14 protein-coding genes and 2 pseudogenes are annotated in these 14,930 nt (G+C 58.7%); 9 read left to right on the top strand and 7 right to left on the bottom strand.

All coding sequences use genetic code 11. The annotated features are described in order from the left end of the window. Positions 1-48: 48 nt before the first annotated feature. The 5 genes from LIX93_RS26370 (at position 49) to LIX93_RS26350 (ending at position 6,111) form a co-directional block, all read left to right on the top strand. Entirely contained in the window at positions 49-1,239 is a 1,191-nt protein-coding gene (locus LIX93_RS26370; RefSeq protein WP_226506989.1) for a diaminopropionate ammonia-lyase, read from the top strand. Beyond that, entirely contained in the window at positions 1,236-2,465 is a 1,230-nt protein-coding gene (locus tag LIX93_RS26365; protein WP_226506988.1) for a Zn-dependent hydrolase, read from the top strand. The genes LIX93_RS26370 and LIX93_RS26365 overlap by 4 nt, the downstream gene beginning before the upstream one ends. Next, positions 2,449-3,669, top strand: a complete 1,221-nt coding sequence (locus LIX93_RS26360) for a Xaa-Pro peptidase family protein (RefSeq protein WP_226506987.1) — start codon at positions 2,449-2,451, stop codon at positions 3,667-3,669. Before LIX93_RS26365 ends, LIX93_RS26360 begins: the two co-directional genes overlap by 17 nt. A 28-nt stretch (positions 3,670-3,697) precedes the next feature. Next, on the top strand, positions 3,698-4,528 hold the full coding sequence (locus LIX93_RS26355; RefSeq protein ID WP_226506986.1) for an ABC transporter substrate-binding protein: 831 nt from the start codon (positions 3,698-3,700) through the stop codon (positions 4,526-4,528). Positions 4,529-4,590: 62 nt separating this feature from the next. Then, positions 4,591-6,111 carry an amino acid ABC transporter permease/ATP-binding protein gene (locus LIX93_RS26350; RefSeq protein ID WP_226506985.1) on the top strand — a complete coding sequence of 507 codons (1,521 nt, stop codon included), beginning with the start codon at positions 4,591-4,593 and terminating at the stop codon, positions 6,109-6,111. A gap of 182 nt (positions 6,112-6,293) precedes the next feature. On the opposite strand, the gene LIX93_RS26345 is transcribed toward LIX93_RS26350, so the two are convergent. Together LIX93_RS26345 and LIX93_RS26340 are read right to left on the bottom strand one after the other, a co-directional pair. After that, on the bottom strand, positions 6,294-6,770 hold the full coding sequence (locus LIX93_RS26345) for a nuclear transport factor 2 family protein (protein WP_226506984.1): 477 nt from the start codon (positions 6,768-6,770) through the stop codon (positions 6,294-6,296). A gap of 25 nt (positions 6,771-6,795) precedes the next feature. Continuing rightward, a complete protein-coding gene (locus LIX93_RS26340) occupies positions 6,796-8,661 on the bottom strand; it encodes an NAD(P)-binding domain-containing protein (RefSeq protein ID WP_226506983.1) in 1,866 nt (621 codons plus the stop codon). Between the two features lie 115 nt (positions 8,662-8,776). Here LIX93_RS26340 and LIX93_RS26335 point away from each other — a divergent pair, with 115 nt between their 5' ends. The 3 genes from LIX93_RS26335 (at position 8,777) to LIX93_RS26325 (ending at position 10,788) form a co-directional block, all read left to right on the top strand. Then, positions 8,777-9,655, top strand: coding sequence for a LysR family transcriptional regulator (locus tag LIX93_RS26335; RefSeq protein ID WP_226506982.1), 879 nt, complete (start codon positions 8,777-8,779; stop codon positions 9,653-9,655). Between the two features lie 130 nt (positions 9,656-9,785). Beyond that, positions 9,786-9,959 carry a hypothetical protein gene (locus tag LIX93_RS26330; protein ID WP_226506981.1) on the top strand — a complete coding sequence of 58 codons (174 nt, stop codon included), beginning with the start codon at positions 9,786-9,788 and terminating at the stop codon, positions 9,957-9,959. A gap of 301 nt (positions 9,960-10,260) precedes the next feature. Beyond that, positions 10,261-10,788, top strand: coding sequence for a GNAT family N-acetyltransferase (locus tag LIX93_RS26325; protein WP_226506980.1), 528 nt, complete (start codon positions 10,261-10,263; stop codon positions 10,786-10,788). A gap of 30 nt (positions 10,789-10,818) precedes the next feature. Here the strand turns inward: LIX93_RS26325 and LIX93_RS26320 are convergent, their stop codons facing one another. The 4 genes and pseudogenes from LIX93_RS26320 to LIX93_RS26305 all read right to left on the bottom strand — a co-directional run bounded on the left by LIX93_RS26320 (position 10,819) and on the right by LIX93_RS26305 (position 13,613). Then, positions 10,819-11,142 (bottom strand): hypothetical protein, encoded by a 324-nt coding sequence (locus LIX93_RS26320; protein WP_346015245.1) that lies wholly within the window; start codon positions 11,140-11,142, stop codon positions 10,819-10,821. 328 nt (positions 11,143-11,470) lie between these two features. Beyond that, a complete protein-coding gene (locus LIX93_RS26315; protein ID WP_226506979.1) occupies positions 11,471-11,908 on the bottom strand; it encodes a hypothetical protein in 438 nt (145 codons plus the stop codon). An 8-nt stretch (positions 11,909-11,916) separates the two neighbouring features. After that, positions 11,917-12,287 (bottom strand): annotated as a pseudogene (copC, locus tag LIX93_RS26310) (copper homeostasis periplasmic binding protein CopC). A gap of 273 nt (positions 12,288-12,560) precedes the next feature. Next, positions 12,561-13,613 carry a HoxN/HupN/NixA family nickel/cobalt transporter gene (locus tag LIX93_RS26305; protein ID WP_226506978.1) on the bottom strand — a complete coding sequence of 351 codons (1,053 nt, stop codon included), beginning with the start codon at positions 13,611-13,613 and terminating at the stop codon, positions 12,561-12,563. A gap of 219 nt (positions 13,614-13,832) precedes the next feature. Here LIX93_RS26305 and LIX93_RS26300 point away from each other — a divergent pair. After that, positions 13,833-14,009 (top strand): annotated as a pseudogene (locus tag LIX93_RS26300) (IS5/IS1182 family transposase); the annotation flags it as partial. A 33-nt stretch (positions 14,010-14,042) separates the two neighbouring features. On the opposite strand, the gene LIX93_RS26295 reads toward LIX93_RS26300, so the two are convergent. After that, positions 14,043-14,900, bottom strand: coding sequence for a LysR family transcriptional regulator (locus LIX93_RS26295; protein ID WP_226506977.1), 858 nt, complete (start codon positions 14,898-14,900; stop codon positions 14,043-14,045). Between the last annotated feature and the right edge of the window lie 30 nt (positions 14,901-14,930).

The raw sequence follows: 14,930 nt of genomic DNA, 5'->3' as shown, positions 1-14,930 counted from the left end.
TTGAAAGCCTATATTCTCTTCATCTTAACTCGGTGCCCAGGTCCTTCGATGTCTTTTCATCTCAATTCTGGTTTTTCTCAATCGCTCTCGGTCCGGCAGTCTGCGACTGAAGCTTTTTCTTTAGGTGCAGTGGAGAGCGTCCAGAACCACCTGACCTGTATCGATTACCAGCAGACGCCTCTTTATGAGCTGAATACTCTGGCTGGCAGTCTCGGACTCGGATCGATTCTGCTCAAGGATGAGGGGCAACGTTCCAGCTTGCGTAGTTTCAAAGCCCTGGGGGGCGGCCACGCTGTTGTCAGACTGGTGCTACAGGAAGTGGGCAATGCATTGGGCCATCGGCTCGGCGCGGCCGATGTCAATCTACCTGCGGTGCGAGCGGGCGCCGCCGGGTTGACAGTGACCTGCGCTACCGACGGCAATCATGGTCGCTCGGTGGCTGCCGCCGCGAGGGTCGTGGGCTGCAGGTCGGTGATCTTCGTCCATGAAGGCGTCAGCCAGAGCCGCGCCGATGCCATCAAGGCACAAGGGGCTGAAGTCATCCGCGTGCCAGGCAACTACGATGACTCGGTTGCACATGCCTCGCGTATGGCCACCGATCATGGCTGGCATGTGGTCTCCGATACTTCGTGGCCGGGCTATGAACACATTCCCACTTGGGTCATGCAGGGTTACCTGGTCATGGCGAAGGAAGCTGTCGAGCAGTCGCTGCGGTTGGGCAGATCGGTCACCCATGTATTTCTACAGGCCGGTGTGGGAGGGTTTGCCGCCGCTGTCTCTGCGTACTTGACCAATGCCTTGGGAGAGGCAGCGCCAAGGGTCATTGTGGTCGAGCCGGACAAGGCGGCGTGTCTGTATGACAGCGCCAGGAACGGCCACGCCACCCGCATTGCTCCCCAGCAAGCGACTGTCATGGCGATGCTGGAGTGTTATGAGCCTTCGTTGATCGCCTGGCGCATTTTGGCGAAACAGGCATCGGCTTTCATGACCATCCCGGATGAAGCGGGGCTGCGCGCGATGGTCGCGATGGCAATGCCTTTGGGCAATGACCCTGTCGTTCAAGGCGGGGAGAGTGGTGCGGCCGGCCTAGGGGGCTTGCAGACGATCCTGGCCTCGGCGCAAGCCAAGCAGTTACTGGGCTTGAATGCCGATTCGGTAGTGCTGCTGTTCAATACCGAAGGCGCCACGGACGAAGCGCTATACGAGTCGCTTTTGATCAAAGCCAGGGCATTGCCATGAGTTGGCCGATCATCGATGGCGAGCGGATGTTGGCGCGTCTTCGAACGCTCGGTGGCATCGGCGCTATCGAGTCCGGTGGGTGCACCCGGCTAGCGTTCAGCGATGAAGATGCGTGCGCGCGTGATTTGATCAGGACGTGGCTGGAGCAAGCCGGTGCGGTGGTTACCGTAGACAGCATCGGTAATCTCTATGGCGTCGTCCAAGGCACGTCACCGCAAGCACCCATCATGACCGGCTCACATATTGACACGGTAGTCAGAGGCGGACAGCTCGATGGCTGCTACGGCGTGGTTGCCGGCATCGAGATGCTTCAAGCGATTCGCGACGCAGCCCTGCAACCCGTTGCTTGCTTGGCCGTTGCTGTCTTCAGCAATGAGGAGGGGGTCCGGTTTTCTCCCGATCTGCTCGGGTCCAGAGTCATTGCCAAAGACATCAGCCTTGAGGATGCATTGGCGACAGAGTCCCGTGATGGCAACTCCGTTGGCGCCGAGCTGAACCGGATCGGCTACGCCGGCCAGTCCTCTCCGTGGGCACTGTTACCCAGCGTATTCGTCGAGTTGCATATCGAGCAGGGGCCCTGTCTCGAAGCCGATGGCAAAGCCATCGGAATTGTCGAGGGGGTTCAGGGGCACTCCTGGTGGGAGGTAAAGGTGCACGGCTGCGCGAATCACGCCGGGACTACACCGATGCCGCTGCGGCTGGATGCCGGCATGGCTGCCATGCGCCTGGCTTGTGCGTTGTCAGCCGCTGCCAGCGTTGAACACCTGCCAGCGGTCGCCACTATCGGGACGTTTGCCTTGGAGCCGAACGCGATCAATGTCGTGCCGGGCCTGGCCCGCTTTACCGTCGACTTTCGCGACGTAGAGGATGTTCGATTGCGCGAAGCAGACCTGTTGTTGAGAGCCGAGGCCGCAAAGCTTGAAGCCCTTGGATTCACGGTTCAGCTCAGCCATCTATCCCGAGCGCTTAGCGTGAAGTTCGATGCGACGCTGTGCGACACCCTGGAAGCCACCGCCAAAGCACGCGGCGCCAGTACCCAGCGCATGGTCTCCGGTGCCAGCCACGACGCCCAGATGATGGCCACGCTGTGCCCGACCGCCATGCTCTTCGTCCCCAGTATCGGCGGCATCAGCCATAACCCTAAAGAGAAGACGCACGACGAAGACCTCGTCGCAGGCGCACAGATATTGACCGACGCGTTGTGGTCGCTTGCGACGCCTGCGTGAGTTCCTTGATTGGCTGCCACTTACTCAACTTTTGGAGATAACCATGGATCTCGCCTTTCCCAGCGCTGAATTCGAGGGGCGTGTAGCGCGCGCCCAAACCGAGATGAAACTGCACCAGCTCGACGCCCTGCTGGTGACTTCACCGCCTAACTTCCGCTATTTCAGTGGTTTCGACAGCCAATTCTGGGAAAGCCCGACCCGGCCGTGGTTTCTGATCATTCCGGCCGATGGTTTGTGCATTGCGGTGGTTCCGGAGATTGGTGCACCGCTGCTAAAAGGCAGCTGGATCGGGCAGACCCTGAGCTGGCCAGCGCCGCGCCCTGGTGACGAAGGCGTTACCTTGCTGACCGAGGCGCTGTTGGGCCTACCTCGTCGGCATGGCCGCGTGGGTATGGAAATGGGCCGCGAGTCGACGATCCGCATGCCCGTCAACGATCTGTTGAAACTCAAAGACAGCCTCAGGGCTTGCGAGTTGGTAGACGGTTCTCCTTGCATCTGGAATGTCCGGGCGATCAAGTCGTCTGCGGAGGTGGCGTACATTCGTGAGTCGTGCACCATCGTCAGCGATGCCTTCGACAAATTGCCAGCCCACGCTCGTTGCGGGCAGAGCGAGCGCGAAATCGCCAAGGCGCTGACGGTCGACATCATCCAGGGCGGTGCTCACGCCGTACCGTTCATGGCTGCAGCATCCGGCATGGGCGGCTATGAACAAATCATTTCTCGGCCCAGTGGCCGCGTGATCGAAAACGGCGACGTGCTGATCATCGACGTCGGCGCCACCGTGAATGGTTACTTCTGCGACTTCGACCGTAACTTCGGTTTTGGCCGCGTTGCCGACGCAGCGCTGCGTGCAAACGAAGCGATTTGGGACGCCACCGAAGCAGCCATGAAAATCGCCGTGCCGGGTACCAAGGTTTCCGAGCTGTGGCGCGCGATGATGGATGTTCTGGAACCGGCCGGGATGTTGCGCAACAACGTGGGCCGGCTTGGGCATGGGCTAGGTTTGCAATTGACCGAGCCGCCTTCGCACATGCCAGGTGACGACACAGTATTGGCAGAAGGGATGGTCATCACGATCGAACCCGGTATGGAGTACGCGCCCGGGAAGATGATCGTGCATGAAGAAAATGTCCATATCACCAGCGCTGGCCCGCAGATATTGACCCGTCGCGCGCCGCGCGAAATGCCCGTCATTGCTCTCTGAACCCTACTTCTTGATTCAGGAATACCTCATGTTCAGCTCTCGTCTGATTAAAACCCTGCTGGTGTGTGGCCTCACCGCTGTTGCCGCGAATGCCAGTGCAGCACAACTGCCAACGCTCCAAAGTGGCGTACTCACCATCGGCTCCGACCTCACCTGGGCCCCCTTCGATTACTTCGAAAAGGACGTGCCTGCAGGCTTTGATGCCGAGCTGATGAGCAAGATAGCCAAGGGCCTTTCGCTCACGCCCAAGATCGACGACACCCGGTTCGCCAACCTGGTCATTGGCCTGACCGGAAAAAAATTCGATGTCATCGCCTCGGCGCTTTACATCACCCCGGCGCGCGCCAAGCAGATCGACTACGTGCCCTACCTGAAGACTGGCGGTTCGCTGATGACCCTCAAGGGCAGCGATTTCCAGCCGCAGATCCCTGGGGACCTCTGCGGCAAGAAGGTGGCCTCCCTCAAAGGCGCGGCGTGGGTGCCTACCCTGGCCAAGCTTTCGACCGACCATTGTGCTCCGGCGGGGCTGGGCCCCATCGTCGTCCAAGAGTATGACTCATCGCCGCTGGCTGCCCAGGCATTGCTGTCGCGCGCCGCCGATGTGCAATTTGATGATGCGGCAGTCTCGCAAATGCTGGTCAAGCAAACCAATGGACGCTTGGCGATCACTTCAAAAACCATTTTGGAACCGGTCGTCATCGGCCTGGGCGTGGCCAAGGGCAATACTGCGTTGGTAGCAGCCCTCACCGAACAACTGGAACGTCTGAAGAGGAACGGCGAATACCAGGCAATGCTGACAAGCTACAACCTTCAAGAACCTACCCCTGAAGACGTCGCCGCGGCTTACGCCAGTAAATAATTGTCCTGGTGCCGGAGCGCTCCAACGGGAGTCTTCGGCAGCTCGCCGACGCAGGAGTCTTTATGCCGTTCGATTGGAATTATGTCATCAGCTTATTTACCGATGTCGCCTTCTGGCAGGCATCGTGGACGGTTGTCCAGCTCAGTGTCACGACCTGGCTGCTAGGTATCGTGGCCGGCTTCGTGCTGGCGCTTGGCAAACAATCCGGTAATTCCGTCATAAGGGGCGCAGCGGGCCTTTATATCTGGTTCTTCCGCAGCTTGCCGCTGCTGGTATTGCTGATCTTCATCTACAACGTACCTCAGGTCTTTCCCTCCACCAGCGGTTGGCTGGGCAATCCCTTCGTCGCCGGCCTGATTGCGCTGGTGCTGAGCGAAGCGGCCTACACGGCGGAAATTCACAGGGGTGGTTTGTTGGCCGTCGCCAAGGGGCAGCTTGAAGCGGGAAAAGCCTTGGGTATTCGTTATGTCGGAATTCAGCGGTTGATTGTCGTACCACAAGCATTTCGTATAGCGCTGCCTACGCTGATCAATGAATACATCACCATCGTCAAATTGACTTCCTTGGTTTCGGTCATTTCCCTCGCGGAAATTCTGCTGGTAGGCGAGCGTCTATACACGCAAAACTTTCTGATCCTTGAAACGCTCACGGCGGTAGCGTGCTACTACGTTCTGATCGTTACAGTGTTCGGCTTCCTGCTCAAGGCGCTCGAACGAAAGCTGGATATTGCTCGCCGCCAACCGGGTATCGCCGATCCCATAGCGGTCAGCGGCGCGCAAGTCAGCACGCGCAAGGCACTCGAACTTGAGCACAAAGGCGAATACGCCCTGGAACTGCTGAACGGGCGCAAATCCTACGGTCCGAACGAGGTCATCAAGGGGGTATCCCTCAGGGTGAAATGGGGCGAGGTCATTTCCATCATCGGACCGTCAGGCTCGGGTAAGACCACACTGATACGCTGTCTCAATGGCCTTGAAACGCTTAACAAAGGCGAGGTGCTGCTGCAGGGGGCACCCTTCTTGAGCGGCATTGAAAGCCGTGAAAAGGGTGGCGCTGTCAAACAGCATCTGGATCGCATCGTTCACGTAGGCATGGTATTCCAGGGCTTTAACCTGATTGCTCATCGCACTGTGCTGGATAACGTGATGATGGCGCCGCTGTATCACCAGCATGACAGTCGTGAAGCGATTCGCTTGTTGAGCCTGGCGATGCTGACCAAGGTCGGACTTGCCGAGCATGCCTACAAGTACCCACATCAACTCTCCGGTGGCCAGCAGCAGCGCGTTGCCATTGCACGTGCCTTGGCTATGCGGCCGGCTGTCATGCTGTTTGACGAGCCGACGTCGGCACTTGATCCAGAATTGGTACATGAAGTGTTGAAGGTCATCACGCAGCTTGCCGAAGAAGGCATGACGATGGTCATCGTCACCCACGAGATGAACTTTGCCTTTGGCGTCTGTGACCGCATCGTTTATATGGAAAGCGGCGAAGTCCTGCATGACGCACCACCGCAAACGCTACTGAAAGGTACGGATTCGGCTCGTCTTCAAAAATTCATGGAGGGCGTGAAGATTGCCGCTTGATCAGGCATGAATCAGTGTATGGCTCCTTGAAACGTGAGGTCCTGGGTGTCGTAACGGGTCTTCGTCGCATGGGCTGTGAAGCATCATGCTGACGATGAAAGTGGACGGCATGCATATCGGGCGATTCAAGGTATGCAAGTTGATGGGCGAGATGAACTTGATCAGCAAACATGTCAAGTCTTTTAGTTGTTTGTGATGAACTGCTCAGTGCCCGCTACTGGCACCCAGTTTTTTAACGGGGTGAGGTAGTGTAATTGGAAGCTCCGCGACAGGAAGCGCCACTGTCCACTGCGGCGTGCAAAACTGTCGTTGTAGAGTCCACTTACTTGTACCGGGCCACGTTCGATGTCATGAAACAGGCAGTTAGCGGCAACCGTAGCAGTGGCGTTATCACCGACAATCTCAATCAAAGGGTTGGCCATCCAGTGATGCATGTGGGGCATTTTTTCCCAGTTGTGATTTGCCATTTGCAAAATTTCACCACGACTCGCGGCACTCCCAAACCCCGGTAGATCCAAGATTGCGTCTTCGTGCCAGATTTCCTGCAAAAGCCCTCGATCCCTGCGGTCAAACGCGTTGGCGTAACCCGAGATGAGCGCCTCTATCGCAGCGCGACTTTCTAACGCATCCACTCGGGCGAGCAGCGTTTCAATATTCATGGTGTGTCCTCATTGACCAAATTGCTCATGTCTTGCTGGAAGCGCTGACGGACGTAGAGAGCCAGTTTGAAACCACCTCAAAGGCCTCGTCGGAGTTGCGCTCATAGATCAATCCGTGCCCGTTGCCATGGATGCCCAGTGCCGGCAGATCCAAATGGTCGACTCTTGCCCCGGCAGTCCGCAGAAAAGGAACAATGCTGGTCGCGAAAGAGGCAAATATGGATGTCTCCCCCGTCAGAAGTGCGACGGGTACACCCTTGAGCCCAGGTATCTTCAAGGTCAATGGATCCGCTGCTCGCACCTGAGCTGCCGTTGCGAGAGGCGGGTCAAAGGTGATCGGTGCCGCTGTCAGTCCCCACTCTAGAGATCCAATGCCGGGTGTATCCCCAAACACCGGACCCATGGGCTCTACTGCAACGATGCCCGCGACAAGGCTTGGTCTGCGGTCGGCAATCAGCCACCCATCAGGGCCCGAAGCGGAGTGGGTAACGATGATGGACTTGCCGATCCGATCCAACAGGCTAGCCAGACGATCCGCATCCAGTGTTTGCGACGCACTCAGGTCTGCTGGCATCGGGCCGTAGGCCGCAATAAAAGAATCGAAAGCTGCCTCATCATCCGCTGCGAACGGCCACTGCGTTTCGCCCCCACCCTCGGGGAAATAAACCTCACGCGCACGCTCGTAGGAAAAAGGTGGCCCCATCTCGCCCATGATTTCGCTGTGATAAGGCGAACGACCGTGGCCCGGCCTGTCGACCCGAAAGACTACATAACCAGCTTCGACAAAGCGCTGAGCCCAACCCGGACGACCCTCGGGCGTATCCAGCCACTCGGTGCCTTGTAGGGTGCCGCCGTGTACGAGCACAACCGGATAAGGTTGGGTAATGTGCTCGGGTGCTTCCCATGCGACATACATCGGGCCCTTCTGATAAGTCTTGTCATGCCGAGTGACCCGCTGTCCGGTCACCCAAAAATTGCCACGCCGAGAATGAGTCATGGGCGCTGTCCGCCACGGATCCTGAGTCTCAGCAGTTGTTGGGTAATCCTGCGTCACGGTAGCAAACGCCGACCAATCCTTATCTCCTAGCCCTTGAGCTTGCGCGGCAATCATTCTGGATCGCACGACGTTGGCGGCTGGCAGCCGCAGCCCCTTGGGGCTAGCAGCATCAAGGGCAAGATTGATGTCCTTGAGACCCAGGGACAGCTTGAACCCAGGCTCATAGCTGCTGTTTACAATATTCTGCCCATAGCGCCGATAGCTAGGGCAGGCAAACAGCGTCTCGGTCACGACTTCGATAAATGCCGCCGGGCTTAGCCCGTAGCGCTCGGCGAGTACGCTCGCTTCGGCGAGCGACTCGATAGCTTGGGTGATCATCATGTTTGCGGCAACTTTCGCGATGCAGGCCTGAACGGGATGGCTACCCATCCGCCAGGTTTTTTTCCCAAGCACATCGAAGATCGGTTGGACTTTCTTGATGGCCTGATCAGGCCCTGCTGCCAGAATATTCATTCCACCCTTGGCCGCCACTGCGGGCACACCAAGAACCGGCGCGGCTACCAGCACTGTCCCAAGCTTATGGTGGAGCGCTTGCAGCTCTTCCATCAACTGGGGTGAAAGCGTCGACATGACGATATGAATGCAGTGTTTGCTTGCAGCCTCCAAAGCTCCCGAGGACAGCATTACCTCCCGAACAGCAAGATCATCTGCAAGCATGCTGATAACGATGTCTTGCCCAAATGCCTCCGTTGGGGATTCAAGCACCTGCATCCCTTGCAAACCGGCCAGTGCTTCATGGCTGCGATTCCACGCAAAGATCTGATGACCCGCGTCAATCAGCACAGGGATGATTGCTCGGCCCATGCTTCCCACCCCGATAAATCCAATGTTCATAAGCTGCACCACTCTGGAACGCTACGAAGAAACGTGGCCCAGTGTGCGAGCAGGGGACTTGCGATGGGAGTGTCATTGCTGCAACCTCGGCGTTCATTTTTGTACGAGGTGCGCCATGGACTGGGATGATTTGCGCGTCTTTCTCGCGATTGCGCGAAGCGGATCCCTGGGAGCCGCCGCCAAGCTTTTGGGCGTCAGTCATCCCACTGTCGGGCGGCGCCTGCATGTGCTTGAACAGGTGAGTGGACAGATGTTCTTCCGCCGCACAGGGCTTGGCCTTGTGCTGACTGACAGTGGTGAGAGAATTCTCCACCTGGCCCAAGAGATGGAGCATACCGCCCTGGCGATTGAGCGGCGCCTAGCGGGCGACAGCGAACAACCCGAAGGACTGCTGCGCATCTCATGTGCAGAGTGGTTTGCCAGTTACGTACTGGCGCCGGTGCTGAGTGAACTCTCACAACGTCACCCATTGATTGTTCCAGAGATAATCCCCGGACATCGACAGTTCGATCTTGTTCGTCGAGAAGCTGATATTGCGTTCAGGATCGTGCCTTTCACCGAGCCGGACATCGTTCAGCGTCGTCTGCTGACGATGAGCTACGGTCTGTACGTTGGTGTCGCAATGCCTTCGCCAAAAAAAGATGGCGAGGGCCTTGGCTTGATTACGATGAACACGGCCCAGGCCCATTACCCCGATGTGCTCTGGCTTGAGCAGATGTATCCGCAAGCCCGAACCGTTTTCAGCAGCAGCAGCCGCACAGTTCAAGCGCAGATGTGCACGCAGGGACTGGGTGTCGCTGTACTCCCACGTTCGCTCGGCGACCAGCTGCCGACGCTGAGGCGGCTTGAAGTCGACGAAGCGCCGCCCAGTCGTGACATATGGATGGGCTATCACCAGGACATGCGGCGAATGGACAGACTGCGTGCACTTGCCGACATTGCTGTCGATATGATCGGTAACGATTTATGCGCGCCAACTGGATCAAACTCATGATCGCCGTCGTCCGCTTACAGACGCTGGCTTCATGAGAACGAAATCGGGCAGCGCCGGTGCCTGACGATCAACATAGGCACGTATCCACCGAACGCTTACGGTTGGCGAGCTGCCAAGGGGCGATGAGGGAGTGGTCATCCACGCCTTCTCGCTGTTCTCTCATGGCCTGGCGTTCCAGGCCCAGCGCGCGGGCACGGTGATGGCACCAGGGCGCAGTGCGGTGGATCTACGCACCATGGAAAGCATCCGTGAGGTCGCTCTGATGCATGACCGCTACATACTCGAGGCTCAGGCTCGATCTTGATCAGACGGTAAAAACGGTGGAGGCCTTTTTCAGTACCCCGCAAGATTATTTGCGATTCCTGCAAATGTTACTGCATGACGGGGCGCTCGCGTACTGGAGCCAGAGACCGTGGCGATCATCGCTTGAACCCGTTTATTGGATGCTTATCACCGATGCGCTACGATTTCAGCTGATAGCCAGCGCCGGAGCTTCATTGTCGCTGCGGCTGGCCATTCAACAGGATGCAAATGCTCCAGTGCTCCACTGCCGTAACGCTCGTCGCAGGGGCCATTATTTTGTTGTTATCAACGCTGGAGACCCTATGCAGCGCCTGACCTCCCGACTGCTATTACGCCCACCTGTTCGCGAAGACCTGGCGCGGCTGTTCGACATCTATGGCGACCCCGCGACACACCAATTCAACCCTGCGGGGCCCTTGGCCGAAATCAGCCAGGCCAGCGCCTTGCTGGACCAGTGGCTAGCTCACTGGGCGCGCACGGGCTATGGCCAGTGGGCGATCTGCACGCGCACCGCGCCCGAGCGGGTCATCGGCTTCGGCGGCCTGGATGCTCGTGCCTATCTAGACGAGGAGCGCTTGAACCTGGGTTATCGCTTCGCAGTAGAAGCCTGGGGTCAGGGTTATGCGACCGAGCTCAGCCAAGCCGCCTTGGAGTACGGTTTTGAGGAGCTGGAGGTCGCAGAGGTATTCGGCATCGTGCGGCCCGCCCATGGTGCCTCCATCCGTGTGTTGGAGAAGGTTGGCATGGTACGAGTCGGCAAGCTCGACGATGTACCGGGCCAGGCGCCCAGCCTGGTGTTCAGGGCAAGCCGCGATCACGCTCTTGAGTAGCCCATCGAGCAGGCCACTCAAGGTCGTGCGTCAGGCTTTCGCAATCCCGGAAAGCACCTGCGCCTGGTGCGAAAACTCCGCGACCAGTTTAATCATGGCTTTCTTGACCTCAGGCGGTGCGGTCTTCATCGAGCCGGCATTGAACGGTGGGTGAGGATCGTACTCGCTCATCAGCTGGGTGCATTCGGCATAGGTGCGATCACGCAGTTCGGCGACCATGGCCAGGCCGAAGTCCAGCCCAGCGGTGACGCCAGCACCGGTGATGCGGTTGCGGTCGCGGACCACGCGGGCATTCGTGGGAATAGCGCCAAACCCGGCCAATGCATCCCTGCACGACCAGTCGGCCCCTGACATGGTCAATCCAGCTGTCGTTCTCCTGGTAGTCGGCGGCCAGCCGGGCACTGATGTTTTCGTTGATGGGGGTGTTGATATCCAGTGACGGGTTCACCGTCGAATAGCTACCCGTACGAAGCGATACTTGAGCGCTCGGCTGCGCTTGGGGGCGCTTGGAAATCACGTTGATCAAGCCGCCCAGAGGCGCGCCGATGCCTCCACCATAGAGTGCCGAGGTCGGGCCCTTGAGCACTTCGACGCGCTCGGTGCCGATCAGGCTGGTGGGATCGATGCTGGCCGGTTAAAAGCGGTCAGCGGGTGTTGGGGGGAGGCGGGGCGGGGAGAGTGATCAGGGTGCGCGGGGTTTGAGGTTGGGCAGGAGGGTCCGAGGTAGCGCGCTGAATAGTGTCAGGTAGGCCTTGGGGCGAGCTTCTCGATGGCGCAGCAGCCAGCCGATCAGGGCAAAAACGATCAGGTTTATGGGCATCGACCCGGCGAAGAAGCAATCGCCGAAGAGCGAGTTCATGCCTGGCATCGGCATGTCGTGGTTGCTGGCGGTGTCGAGGGTACCGGCGGTGTCATGCATGGCCATCCCGGGCATTGCGGCCATATCACCCATGCCGCCCATGGTATGGCCTTGCTGATGGCCATGTGCAGGGGCGGGTTTGGGCATGAGCATAGACCGCATCATCTGCCCATGACTGACACTGCACGCCATGCCGTTGAACAGCACCAACAACAATAGCAGGCAGGCGAACAGAGCCAGATGGGCACGGGTCGGGTTCATGTTGCAGGTCAGTTGGTGATTTTGAAGCTGTAGCTGCCCTCGGTTTTGTGGCTGTCCACCGACACCGCATGCCAGTCAACCTTGTAAGCCCCCGGCTTGAGCGGCTGAACCGGAGTGACGATCAGCAGCTTGTTGTCGGCAGTGTCGGTGGTGATGCTCTTGACGGCCCGGCCTGGCCGTTATCGCTGACTTCCACCTTGGTGAAGGAGGGCTCCACGCCTCCGGAAAAGCTCAGACGCAGGTCGGCGGGGGCCGCGCCGCTGCTATCTGCCGCTGGGGTCTGGGTTTTCAGGTGGGCATGGGCCATGGCGGCGGTCGTGCAGGCCAGGGAGGCGGCGAGCACGAGTGAGTTAAGGCTGCGTTTGATAGTGGCTGGCATGGTGATTTCCTTTGCGGCTGTAATGAGCCTGGCATACAGCTGGCTAGTGAAAATGCCTTGTTGCAGGCATTGGAGTCTCAAGGCGCGGATCATAGAATTCAAGGTCGACCGACCCCAGCGGAACCCGCCGTGCACGTGAGGGCGCGCGAGGTAAGCGGTGGGGTCAACGAAGGGTGTAGAGAGGGGTATTCAGGGGGCGCGCGGATTCAGATTGGGCTGGTTGCCTACAAGCCACTGCCGCTTTCGGCGGGGCGCTTGAGGCAGCGCAACGGCTCAGCCAAACTCCATCCGGTCAAAGCCCTTGATCCGGTACAGCGCCACCGAGACCAGCCAGCTGAACACGAAGATACCGATGATCAGATAGCCGAGCATGCCGAAGTGGCTGTTCATGATGCCCACCAGGTCCCAGAAAGGTCCTTCCAACGACAGTTTGTCGGCCAGCAGGCCGAGGCCCTCGACGCTGCTGATCAGCACCGCGACCACTACCGAGACCAAGGTGATGGTCATGTTGTAGTAGATCTTGCGCATCGGCTTCAGGTACGCCCAGCCGTAGGCGCCCAGCATCAGGTGGCCGTCGAGGGTATCGACCAGCGACATGCCGGCGCTGAACAGAATCGGGAACACCATGATCGCCCACGGCGACATGCCTTGGGCGGCTTGGGAGGCGGAAATGCCCATCAGGGCGATTTCAGATGCGGTGTCGAAGCCCAGGCCGAACAGAAAGCCCAACGGGAACATGTGCCAGCTACGGGTGATCACCCGGAACAGCGGGCCGAACAGGCGGGCCAGGAAACCGCGGTTGGCCAGCAGCAGGTCGAAATCGTCATCATTGTACTCGCCACCTGCGCGTACATTTTTCCAGGCGCGATAGATGGAGCGCAGGATGATCAGGTTCATCAGCGCGATCAGCAGCAGGAAGGTCGCCGACACTGACGTGCCGATCACCCCGCCGATGTTCTTGAAGCCTTCGAAGCGGTCGCTGAGAGCCGAGGTAGTCAAGGCCACCAGCAGCGATGCAACCACTACGACCGTGGAGTGGCCCATGGAGAAGAAGAAACCGACCATGGCCGGGCGCTGGCCATCCTGCATCAGCTTGCGGGTGACGTTGTCGATGGCGGCGATGTGGTCGGCGTCCACCGCGTGGCGCAGGCCGAAGCCGTAGGCGAGCAGGGAGGTACCCAACAACACGGGGTGATCATGGAACGCGATCAGTGCCCAGCTCCAGGCTGACAGGTTGATAGCGATGAGCAGCGCGTAGGTGCTAGCGAGTTTTTTACGGGTGGCAGGGTCGGCATTACGAATGACTTTTCGCCATTTTGCGAACATGGGGCTTACCTCGGGATAACGCGTCCCAGTGGATAAGGAAGAGGGGGCAAAGACGGGTCTGACTCCCAGCGAACTGGTTACAGTGGCGCGACCGTGCGGCGTTTAACCGGCTTCCGACTTTGCAATGTTTTGAAACAACTAGAGTTTACAGGGCCCGAGGACTGCGTCGATGTTGATTGTGTGAAACGTACCGTGTTTTTTTGGCATTTGCCCCTATTACAGGACAAGGACAGTAAACGCGACCCGCAGATGCACCAGACGAAGAAGGGCAACCAGTATTACTTCGGCGCCAAAGCGCACATTGGTGTCGAGAAGCGCAAAGAGCATCCTGGACGCCAAGTCATCTGGCAGGTTGCAGCCCGGCGCAGCACCTCCAGGAAGCACGGAAAACGCAGCGTCGAACCTTGGCGCAAGCACAGCCACGCCGGCCTATCCGAGCCCCAACGCCTCCACCAGGCCGATGATTGCCGCAGTCGTCTCACGTACCCGTCGATCACTGCGGCGGTCAGGGTGCAAAGCCAACCAGATACCGAGATTCAACATCGGCTCGGTTGCCTGCAACTTCACCAGACGGGGGTCGCTGTCGGCAAGGAAACACGGCAGCCCGGCGACCCCGATTCCGCTACAGGCCGCCTCATATTGATTACTGAGGTCGGCCACCTCGCAGATCACCCGGCGATCTCCGATGATTTGGTATAGCCAGGTCTTGTGATCGAAAGACAGCTCATGCGCGGTATAGCCGATGAACTCCCAGTGCTCAGGCGTAGCGATGTTGGGATAGGCCATTGTCGCGTACAGGGCAAATTCCATTTGGCCAATTTTTTTGACGATGTCGCAATCCGCAACGCCTGGTGCGAGGCGCATGGCCAGGTCCGCCTCGAGTCTGGACAAGGACGCAAAATGAGGTTCGCTTAACACCGAAATCTGCACCTGCGGCAGCCCTTGGGAGAGGGTCAACAGCTGAGGTGCCAGAAAATGCCGTGCAAGGATTGGCGGCGCGGAAATGGTGATCTTGGCGCGCAGTTCACTATGCGCCGTCATGGCCAAGCGTTTGATCGAAAACATTCTGTCCTCGATCGCCAGCGCTTGCTCCAACACCTCCTGGCCCAGGCTCGTCAATTCGGCCCGCCTGGGCAGCCGATTGACCAGGCGTGTTCCTAGCTCTGCTTCAAGCGTGGCCAAGCGGCGGCTGATGGTCGCTTGATCGACATCGAGCTGCCTGGCCGCCCCTGAAAGCGTGCCAGCGTTGGCGATAGCCAGAAAATAGCGGACATCTTCCCAATTCATGATCTATGCACTTGTGCATGGTATGGCCGC

Origin of the sequence: Pseudomonas sp. MWU16-30317 (genome assembly GCF_020515695.1) — a bacterium.
GTDB lineage: Bacteria > Pseudomonadota > Gammaproteobacteria > Pseudomonadales > Pseudomonadaceae > Aquipseudomonas.
Note: the sequence above shows the minus strand (reverse complement) of the source record. Positions and strands in the feature narration are given on the sequence as shown.

Bases quoted from the DNA above. Each gene is read 5' to 3' on its own strand.
- LIX93_RS26370 (WP_226506989.1), top strand. From the start codon at position 49: ATGTCTTTTCATCTCAATTCTGGTTTTTCTCAATCGCTCTCGGTCCGG.
- LIX93_RS26365 (WP_226506988.1), top strand. From the start codon at position 1,236: ATGAGTTGGCCGATCATCGATGGCGAGCGGATGTTGGCGCGTCTTCGA.
- LIX93_RS26355 (WP_226506986.1), top strand. From the start codon at position 3,698: ATGTTCAGCTCTCGTCTGATTAAAACCCTGCTGGTGTGTGGCCTCACC.
- LIX93_RS26350 (WP_226506985.1), top strand. From the start codon at position 4,591: ATGCCGTTCGATTGGAATTATGTCATCAGCTTATTTACCGATGTCGCC.
- LIX93_RS26345 (WP_226506984.1), bottom strand. From the start codon at position 6,770: ATGAATATTGAAACGCTGCTCGCCCGAGTGGATGCGTTAGAAAGTCGC.
- LIX93_RS26340 (WP_226506983.1), bottom strand. From the start codon at position 8,661: ATGAACATTGGATTTATCGGGGTGGGAAGCATGGGCCGAGCAATCATC.
- LIX93_RS26335 (WP_226506982.1), top strand. From the start codon at position 8,777: ATGGACTGGGATGATTTGCGCGTCTTTCTCGCGATTGCGCGAAGCGGA.
- LIX93_RS26325 (WP_226506980.1), top strand. From the start codon at position 10,261: ATGCAGCGCCTGACCTCCCGACTGCTATTACGCCCACCTGTTCGCGAA.
- LIX93_RS26320 (WP_346015245.1), bottom strand. From the start codon at position 11,142: ATGTCAGGGGCCGACTGGTCGTGCAGGGATGCATTGGCCGGGTTTGGC.
- LIX93_RS26315 (WP_226506979.1), bottom strand. From the start codon at position 11,908: ATGAACCCGACCCGTGCCCATCTGGCTCTGTTCGCCTGCCTGCTATTG.
- LIX93_RS26305 (WP_226506978.1), bottom strand. From the start codon at position 13,613: ATGTTCGCAAAATGGCGAAAAGTCATTCGTAATGCCGACCCTGCCACC.
- LIX93_RS26295 (WP_226506977.1), bottom strand. From the start codon at position 14,900: ATGAATTGGGAAGATGTCCGCTATTTTCTGGCTATCGCCAACGCTGGC.